Origin of the sequence: Methylophilus aquaticus (genome assembly GCF_030769565.1) — a bacterium.
GTDB lineage: Bacteria > Pseudomonadota > Gammaproteobacteria > Burkholderiales > Methylophilaceae > Methylophilus > Methylophilus aquaticus.
The window spans coordinates 1-8,885 of record NZ_JAVCAP010000028.1 but is presented as its reverse complement, the minus strand read 5'-3'; the positions used below and the strand labels follow the sequence as shown (position 1 = coordinate 8,885).

General features: G+C 46.9%; 6 protein-coding genes. 4 read left to right on the top strand and 2 right to left on the bottom strand.

The features are described from left to right. Positions 1–409: 409 nt before the first annotated feature. Positions 410–1,270 (bottom strand): AraC family transcriptional regulator, encoded by an 861-nt coding sequence (locus Q9291_RS12120; protein WP_306390338.1) that lies wholly within the window; start codon positions 1,268–1,270, stop codon positions 410–412. Positions 1,271–1,436: 166 nt separating this feature from the next. After that, on the bottom strand, positions 1,437–3,659 hold the full coding sequence (locus Q9291_RS12115) for a RelA/SpoT family protein (protein ID WP_306390337.1): 2,223 nt from the start codon (positions 3,657–3,659) through the stop codon (positions 1,437–1,439). 258 nt (positions 3,660–3,917) lie between these two features. Between Q9291_RS12115 and Q9291_RS12110 the strand changes: the two genes are divergently transcribed. The 4 genes from Q9291_RS12110 to Q9291_RS12095 all read left to right on the top strand — a co-directional run bounded on the left by Q9291_RS12110 (position 3,918) and on the right by Q9291_RS12095 (position 8,751). Further along, positions 3,918–4,502: a hypothetical protein gene (locus tag Q9291_RS12110; protein WP_306390336.1), complete on the top strand. Its 585-nt coding sequence runs from the start codon at positions 3,918–3,920 to the stop codon at positions 4,500–4,502. A 616-nt stretch (positions 4,503–5,118) separates the two neighbouring features. Beyond that, complete coding sequence (locus Q9291_RS12105) at positions 5,119–6,813, top strand: metallophosphoesterase (RefSeq protein ID WP_370530758.1); 1,695 nt, start codon at positions 5,119–5,121, stop codon at positions 6,811–6,813. A 28-nt stretch (positions 6,814–6,841) separates the two neighbouring features. Continuing rightward, positions 6,842–7,429: a cohesin domain-containing protein gene (locus tag Q9291_RS12100; RefSeq protein ID WP_306390333.1), complete on the top strand. Its 588-nt coding sequence runs from the start codon at positions 6,842–6,844 to the stop codon at positions 7,427–7,429. 245 nt (positions 7,430–7,674) lie between these two features. After that, positions 7,675–8,751, top strand: a complete 1,077-nt coding sequence (locus Q9291_RS12095) for a Kelch repeat-containing protein (protein WP_306390331.1) — start codon at positions 7,675–7,677, stop codon at positions 8,749–8,751. Positions 8,752–8,885: the final 134 nt, after the last annotated feature.

The window sequence follows — 8,885 nt, the reverse complement described above, 5'->3', positions numbered from 1 at the left end:
GATATTATTGGCCTAAAGTCTAGCCGATGTCACTCGACTCAGCTGACTCAATCACAGGCAATAGTGTAAGGCTTGTCGGAGATTTTTGTTCAGCAATGACATGATACGAGGTCTTGCATTACGACATTTCCATGGTTAATGTCATTCATGGATAGACCATCACGCATAGAATTTGAAGGCGGTTTATATCACGTTACTTCCTTGGGGGAGGTTTTATTTACCTTTGTGACGAAGACCTTTTGTTGTTGCTGGAATTAATGAATGGGGTATGTAAGCGATGTAATTGGGGTTTTCCATGTCTATTTGCGCTGTGCGAACATTGAAAAAAGTCGTAATGCTAGACCTCTGGAATGCCTATGCCTTGATGGGATGGCTATTAAAGCATAGGCGATTTGAGTGTGTTTAGTGATTAAAGCAAGGGCAAATAAATATCGGTTTGTAATTCATGCTCTGGCGTTTCCGGCATCAGGTTTAGATAGTGAAAATATAAAGGGAAATCGCGCAAACTTTCACCGCTATTGGGTAACCATTCGCGGTATAGCGGATAAATACTTTCGGCAATTCTGTCATGTGAGCCAACGTGACGTACCACAGCGCAGCGACCTGCCGGGATAACGCTATTGGTCACGCCTTGCGCATTCTCTGGGATCTCCTTGCTGACTGAGCCGCAAATGTCAAAACGAAACGCTTCCGGTGCAGTGGTATCAGGATTGTCGTGAACAATGCCGAAGGTATGGCTACTTTTTACTGGGGACATTCTGCTTACTTTGCGCCACTCGATAAACTTGCTGACGGTATCATTGAGCAGTGCGGTAGGGCCTAGATGTTGCAATGAGGCTATTTTCGTTTCGGTGAAATTGACAACGTTAACTTCCATTTTATGGGTCCTTTCTCGGGTGGGGAATGAGTAATGCTCATTCCAGGGTTGCCATGCTGGTCTTTTACGAAACTCAGAGGGCGTTTGTCCAAAGGTACTTTTGAACGCGCGGGAGAACGACTCAGGGTTTTCAAAGCGGGCATCCAATGCAATATCAACCACTTTTTCTAGTGGATTAAACACTAAGCGATAAGAGGCTCTTTTGAGACGCATGAGTTGCACATATTTAAAAACACTCATTCCCGCATATTCAGAAAATTGCCTGTGAAAGTGAAATTTTGAAAAGTGGGCGACCTGGCTCAACATTTCCAATGTCAATTCATCATCTAAATGGCTGTCGATAAAATCGAAAACCTTGTTGAACTTAGCCGCGTATTCACTTGCTTTAGACATTTCTAGTCTTTCTCCTTTAGCTGGAGGCAAACTATACCTGCTTGAAATAAGCCCTGTCCTGACAGCGATTGCTTTAAATGCAGATGGAATAATGGACGGGCGTAAAATGAAAACCAACTTTGAATAAAGTGTCCTGAAAATAAATCTCAAACGTGTGGGAAGCCCACTAATAACGTCTCTGTGCCGAAATGACGCTCGGCACTTGCTGAATCAGTGTCAGTAGATGGCTGAGTTGTTCAAGGTTTGTCACCTCAATCGAAAACTGCATCAGCGCCAGGTTGTGCCTGCTGATGGTGTTGGCCTTGGTGGCGTTGATCTTTTCCCGTGCAAATAGATCACTGATATCCCGGAGCAAGCCCTGGCGATCATGGGCCTCCACTTCAATATCCACATTTCCGCTGAAATTCTCGTAGCTGCCCCACTGCGCAGCTAGCACACGGTTGCGCCGCGCCTCTGGTAAGCGTGCTATGAAGCTACATGTGCTGCGATGGATAGTGACCCCGTGATCGCGCGTCAAGTAGCCAATAATTGCATCCGGCGGTAATGGTTTGCAGCATTTGGCAAACCCTGTCTGCAAGTTGCCAACCCCTTCAATCACGATCCCCGCCCGGGACTGCAGCGCTGTGCTCCGTCTGGGAGGGCGTGTTATCGGTGCACCTTCTGTCTTGGGCGCAGCATCTTCCTGGATCGCGAGCGAGATTTGATGTTCACTGACATCCCCGCGCCCAATGGCAGCCAGAAAATCTTCCAGTTTCTGGAAGTGCAGTTTCTGTGCGATTTTTTCATGATTGATGGCACCGATGCCGGCCCGATGTAGCTCACGATCCAGTTTCACCCGACCCTGGGCAACATTTTCATCAAAATGCTGGTATTTAAACCATTGCCTGACTTTGGCGCGGGCGCCAGCGCTTTGCAGATAACCAAGCGTAGCATTCAACCAATCCCGGCTAGGCGAACCATGTTTTGAGGTCAGGATTTCTACGCGCTGGCCGTTCTGTAATTTGGTGTTGAGCGGCACGATGCTGCCATTGATCTTGGCGCCACGCGTACGGTGCCCCAGATCGGTGTGTAGCGTATAAGCAAAATCGATCGGGGTAGAGCCTTTGGGCAAGTCGATGACTTTACCAAGTGGCGTGAGCACATAGACGCGGTCCTGAAACAGTTCACTCTTGAATTGTTCAATCAGGTCGCCACTGTCAGAGACGTCATCTTTCCAGGCCAGAATCTGGCGTAGCCAGGCGATTTTTTCGTCAAATTTGGCGTCGGATTTGCCTCCCTCCTTGTAGCGCCAATGAGCCGCGACGCCCAATTCGGAGTGCTGATGCATTTCAAACGTGCGGATCTGCACCTCAAGTGCCAGGCCACGCGGCCCACTGACAGCGGTATGTAGCGAACGATAATTGTTGCTCTTGGGGCGCGCGATATAGTCGTCAAATTCACCGGGGATGGGCTGCCACAGGTTGTGTATGAGCCCGAGCACGGCATAGCAGTCCTTGATATCGTTCACCAGCACCCGCACCGCACGCACATCATACAGCTGGGTAAAATCCAGCTGCTTGCTTTTCATCTTTTTGATGATGCTGTAAATGTGCTTGGGACGGCCAGCGACCTCGCCTTTTATACCTGCTTCAAGCAACTCTTTTTGCAGCTCTGCGACCACGTCAATAATATATTGCTCTCTGTCGACGCGGCGCTCATCCAGCTTACGTGCGATTTCTTTGTAGATCTGGGGTTCCAGATAGCGCAAAGAGAGGTCTTCCAGCTCCCACTTGATTTGCCACACGCCAAGGCGGTTGGCGAGTGGCGCAAAGAGGCTCTGGCTTTCCTGTGCAATCTGCTGTTGCAGACTCGGGCTAGCCCCTGACAAATGGCGCAGGGTTTGCGTACGTTCTGCCAGTTTGATCAACACCACACGGATGTCCTGCACCATGGCCAGCAGCATTTTGCGCAGACTTTCTATTTGTTGCGTGTGGTATTCGTTTTTGCGGTCCGTGCCATGCAGGCGCTCGGTCTCGCTGAGCGCCTGGATTTGTTCCATGCGTGAAATGCCTTCTACCAGGTCCGCAATATTGGCGCCCAAATCGGTTTCCAGGGTTGCCCGCCAATCGGGGAGATAGTCTGGCACTGCATGCAATATCGTGGCAGTGATAGTTTCGACATCCATGTTCATGTCAATGAGGATAGTCGCCGCACCTAGTGCATGTAACAGCAGTGGCGTGCCAGTCAGTGCTGAGTGCCCAGAATAGAGCGGCACTGCCAACGCATAGGCGCGACTGATCAACTCAACTTCGGAAGGCGAGAATCGCTTCGCTGCCGCTTCCAGCCATGTAGAAACATCGCCCGCATTGGAGGCGAGTAAAGCTGAGATTGGATGATGAACAGAAACCATGGGATATTATGGCATCAGTCCTGTTCAACAAGCCAGAATCTACGGGGGCGGATCTTGCAAAATCGCATTTGAATATAACCAAAGCCGCAAAGTGCGACTTTTTGATTACCCCAAAAGATAATTCGGGCGCAATTTAAAACCTTTTGTGACCTTGGGATCAGTCAGTTGATAGCATCAGACGGTCGATTCATAATTCATTAATATTAATAAGCTAATTTTCTGTGTCTCCAAATGAGATATTAAAAAAGAGAACCAATTATGAAAAATTTTTTAAAGTCACTCACATTGGTTTTTGTGATATCAGCCTTAACATTGGCGGGGTGTGCATCAGTCCCAGAGAATGTAGCTAATCCAGATAAAAACAAATTGGGTATTCTGATTTTCGCGGGTGAAGGTTTTAATCCAACCTACGATGATCCTCAGGATCAAAAAGTTAAAGCCACTTGGTTGGAGACCTCTAAAAAGCTAACAGAGTATTTAGAGGCTGAGATTGAACAGGAACATCACACGGATGCTGAACAGGCCATAAATTTAAACTCTCGGACTGATTCCAACACTTTTATAGCACAACAATTTGCGCAGAAAAGAGTCGATGGACTTATTCAGGTCAGAATTAGCCATATCAAAAACACTTCTGAAAATACTATTTATCTAAAACTGGCTTATAACGCAGTGCAATACGGTAAAAATGAGCAAGGGGGTGACACGATGATTATTGGAAAGGGGATTGAAGAAAAATACACGCTAGTCGGCGTTAATTTTGAGGGGTCGAAAACACCGCTTAATTACTTTACCCATGACTTTATACGCAAGTTATCCCAAAAAGGGTTTATTGCGGATTAATGTATACGCATCATTAGCGCGGTAGGGCTGACTCGTTCACGGTGCGACCTACAATAAAAACACCGGGTTCAACATTCACCAAAGCCGCACATTGCGACTTTTTGATTACCCCAAAAGATAATTCGGGCGCAATTTAAAACCTTTTGTGACCTTGGGATCAGTCAGTTGATAGCATCAGACGGTCGATTCATAATTCATTAATATTAATAAGCTAATTTTCTGTGTCTCCAAATGAGAATCTTCGGGGACTGATCTTGCAAAATTGCATTTGAATATAACTAAAGCCGCTAATCGCGGCTTTTTTCTTTTTATTAGCCATTAGTTTGTTAACCCACCGTCCAACGTCACTCAACACATTGGTGTAACCGTTTATCCATAGACTGAGCGGATTATGTGCGTCAAGTATTCTGGTCACAATTTCTCGATATAGTAAGTCGGAAATTGTGAGCAAAGCGCTTTTAACTTCCTCGATTCTTATAAAAAAACTTCTTCACTCATCATAAAGGTATTCAACATGCATTCTAAATACATGCTTAAAAACGGGCTATTATTGGCTGCGCTTGGCTTCAGTATTACAGTGCCTCACGCTTTTGCCGAAGCATTCAAATTCGGTGTGATGGCAGATACACAATGGACAACAAACGATGCAACGAACAATCCAAATACGGTTGCGTTGGGTATTATTAATCAGATACTGCCAGAGTTTATCGAAGCACAAGTTAAGTTTGTGGTACAAGTAGGCGATTTGACTGACAATGGCAGCACTGGGGGCCTTGACACTTGGGGCGTTGCCGCACAAACTTTGTATAACAACGGTATTGGCTTTTATCCAGTGCGAGGCAATCACGAGCCTTCAGCAACCGCAGGCAACAGTTTCTTAAGCAATTTCCCGCAAACCAGGGGGCTTGGCAGTAATGTGGCGGGAGCGGTCAATCATGCAAGCCCAACTAGCCCAGTTGGCCTGACAGGGCTTACTTATTCTTTTGACTACGGTAACACACGCTTTATCGCGATTGATCAGTTCACGCGCACTTCAGGTACTACTCCTTCCACAAATAGTGCGGCCTTAGACCAGATCAGCTGGGTGGCTCAACGGTTAGACAACAAGCCTGTCGACAGTCACGGTTTTGTGTTTGCCCATAAAGAGTTGATAGGTCAGAACCATACCGATAACTTATTGGGAGCCAACCCCTCCAATAATCCTAACGAAAGGAATATGTTAATTGGTGCAATGGCACAAAATAATGCACGTTATTTCCTTGGTGGGCATGATCACATGCATCATCGAGCTATCGTCAAAAGCCCTGACGGCTTGTTCTCGGTACAGAATATTATCCACTCTTCAGACAGCTATAAGTTTTATACCCCAAAAGTTCCCTCCAAAGACCAGACCTATAACAACAGCAACCGTCAGGAAATGCCTATTGCACAAGAGCTGAATAGTATTGGTTATTACATTTTTACAGTAGATGGCCCCAGACTAACAGTGGATCACTATGCGTCAGACAATGGTTGCGGCGGCTCACTAGGTGCGGGTAAGGATTGTGACCTGAAAGCCACACCAAGCTTGAGTTTTGCTAAACGCGAAAGCTACGGTTATAGCCTGAATGGCAAAGAATTCATTATCCAGCCAGGTGCAACCTTCACCAGCGTTGCCGATAGCAGCCCGGTAGGAACAGGTTGGGCCGGTACACGACTAGCCATTCTAGGAGGCACCAATACGATTTCAACCACTTTATACGATGGTCGTGTTGCTATTCAGGATGTGAACACCGGTTGGACAAGTCAATCAGAAGTTAATAACGCTAGCACCACACAACTCAAAAGCGACGTATTGACACTGTGGGGTATGGAAAATGCAATCGGCAGCGAAGAGGCTGATACCTATGTTTTATCACTCAACTACGCCAATCACTCTAGCGGTTCATTGGCTATAGTTGGAAAGCCATTAAACAGCGGCACCTGGGATAAAGTTGCCAATAGAAACTTTGGCGGCAACAAAAAATTCGTAGTCGGCGCCTGGAAAGCGGGCTATGGCCTTGGCACTTATGGTGTAGACCCAGTGAGACGTACGGCGTGGGCGGTTGTCAACCGTGGTGGTGAATTTGCAGTCGCACAAGGTCTTGATGGCGACCTTAATAACGACGGTGTCATTGATAGTCGCGACCTTGCACTGGTTAATCAGAACTTAAACAAGGAGGCCAATGTGTTTCCGGATGCCGACTTCGACAATGATGGCAAGATCACTGTTCTGGATACACGTAAATTGGCACTGATTTGCAGTCTGACAAATTGCGCCATCTCTCAATAATCTTAAACTCTAATTATCGGAGAACACCATGTTTAATATGCAAATAAAAAGTCTGGCGGTAATACTGTCATTAGCATTATCCTCGCTCGTGACGCCAGCTTCAGCAGCAGTTACGCTGAATCTCATTCCCTCAACAACCACTGTTAATGCAGGTAATGCCTTTAGCGTTGACGTACAGATTGCTGGCCTTGAAAGTACTGAAGACCTGTCTGCATTTGACTTCAACATAAATTTTAATGCCTCAGTGCTGGGTTTCACCTCCTATACGCTAGGCAGCCAGTTAGGTCAGTTGGCAACATTTGAGGCCACGGATAGCAGTTCTGGAAACTTGGGCAATGGTGCCATTAACCTGTCTGAAACTTCCTTGCTGTGGGATCTTTCTGCACAGGCCAATGTGTTTACGCTAGCAACACTATATTTTGTTGGTAACGGTGTAGGTAACAGCGCACTGAGTTTCAGCAATGTTACTTTGGGTGATGCATTTGGTGAGCCACTGGTAGCGAACCTGCAAACCAGTGCAGTGACTGTAACCAGCGTTCCAGAACCTGAAACCTATGCTTTTCTATTGAGTGGCTTTGCCTTGGTAGGACTTCTCCGCCGTAGAAACAACGTATAACAAGATTGGCTTTTATATCGGCTGCCTCTTAAACACAGGCAGCCGATATTTTTTGTACGTGCATGTCATCTGATTGCAAACTGCGTATTGTTTACTACACTCATCGCGCCCAACCTTTACATTGCAGAATGTTTATCCATTTTTGCATTAGGCGCTTTTTTCATCCAAAGGTTTATAACACTATGAATCCAAGCATATATCTTCCCTCCACTAACTACATGTCTTTTTTAAAGGCCATCATTGTCATGACAACTTTGTGGGTTAGCTTTAGTGAAGCAGACGCACAAGGCCTGACTGAACTGGCCCCCATGACCACTGCCCGTCAAGGACATACCGCCACTTTATTGCCAGATGGCAAAGTTTTAGTGGCAGGTGGAATTACTGAAGGCGGCGATGCAACAGCAGATGTCGAAATTTACGACCCTAAAACAAACACGTGGGCTGATGCCGAGTCAATGACAGTTACACGTTCCCATCACACCGCTACCTTGCTCAAAAACGGTAAGTTGCTAGTTACCGGTGGTGTTGATAAAACGGAATTCAGAAACAACGCAGAGGTTTACGACCCCGCAGCCAATACCTGGTTTGCTGCGGGCCCAATGAGCGAGGCTTTGCGAGCCAATCACACAGCGACTCTTTTACGTGATGGCAGAGTGCTCATTGCCGGTGGCGATGGTTATCTGGATGACCAGGAATATGAGGATACCGAGGTACTGAATAGTGCAGTCATTTACAATCCGGCCACTGAGAGTTGGAGCACTGCTGCCCCAATGCAAACTGCACGGCAATTACATACCGCCACATTGTTGAATGATGGCAAAGTTTTGCTATCAGCCGGGGTAGGCGAGTTTGGTGGTCTAGTCAGTGTCGAGCTCTATGACCCAGCAAATAATCGCTGGTCGGCCAGTGGCGTATTGAAAACACCACGCTGGTCACACACGGCCACACTTCTTCCCAACGGCAAAGTTTTAGTGGCCGGCGGGTTTGAAGCTAACAATTCTACTGCTAGCGTCGAACTCTATGACAGCCAACGTAATACATGGTCAAGTGTTTCGCCACTGCTAGCCGCACGCCATTTACATACGGCCAGCTTGCTTCAGGATGGCCGTGTGCTAATAGAAGGTGGTGTAGTTAAAAGCGGTACAGCCTCTAGCGCGGAAATATACAACCCTGCTGCAAATACCTGGGTAGATACTGGCCGGGTATTAAACAAGCGATACAGTCATACCATAACCGCACTGCCTGATGGCAGTCTTCTCTTATTAGGTGGGTTGGATGCTAACGGTATTCTCGCCAGTGCCGAACTGTTTAATCCGAACTAGCCAGGGAAACCTTTAGCGTCAGATACCGTCTTGAATTGCAAGTCCCTTGAGAGGAATTTCCGCATCAAAAGGTTTGCCTGATTTAATCACCCCGTAAATCAAATGCACCAGCTTGCGCATCACTGCACCAATCA

Bases quoted from the DNA above. Each gene is read 5' to 3' on its own strand.
- Q9291_RS12120 (WP_306390338.1), bottom strand. From the start codon at position 1,270: ATGTCTAAAGCAAGTGAATACGCGGCTAAGTTCAACAAGGTTTTCGAT.
- Q9291_RS12115 (WP_306390337.1), bottom strand. From the start codon at position 3,659: ATGGTTTCTGTTCATCATCCAATCTCAGCTTTACTCGCCTCCAATGCG.
- Q9291_RS12110 (WP_306390336.1), top strand. From the start codon at position 3,918: ATGAAAAATTTTTTAAAGTCACTCACATTGGTTTTTGTGATATCAGCC.
- Q9291_RS12105 (WP_370530758.1), top strand. From the start codon at position 5,119: ATGGCAGATACACAATGGACAACAAACGATGCAACGAACAATCCAAAT.
- Q9291_RS12100 (WP_306390333.1), top strand. From the start codon at position 6,842: ATGTTTAATATGCAAATAAAAAGTCTGGCGGTAATACTGTCATTAGCA.
- Q9291_RS12095 (WP_306390331.1), top strand. From the start codon at position 7,675: ATGACAACTTTGTGGGTTAGCTTTAGTGAAGCAGACGCACAAGGCCTG.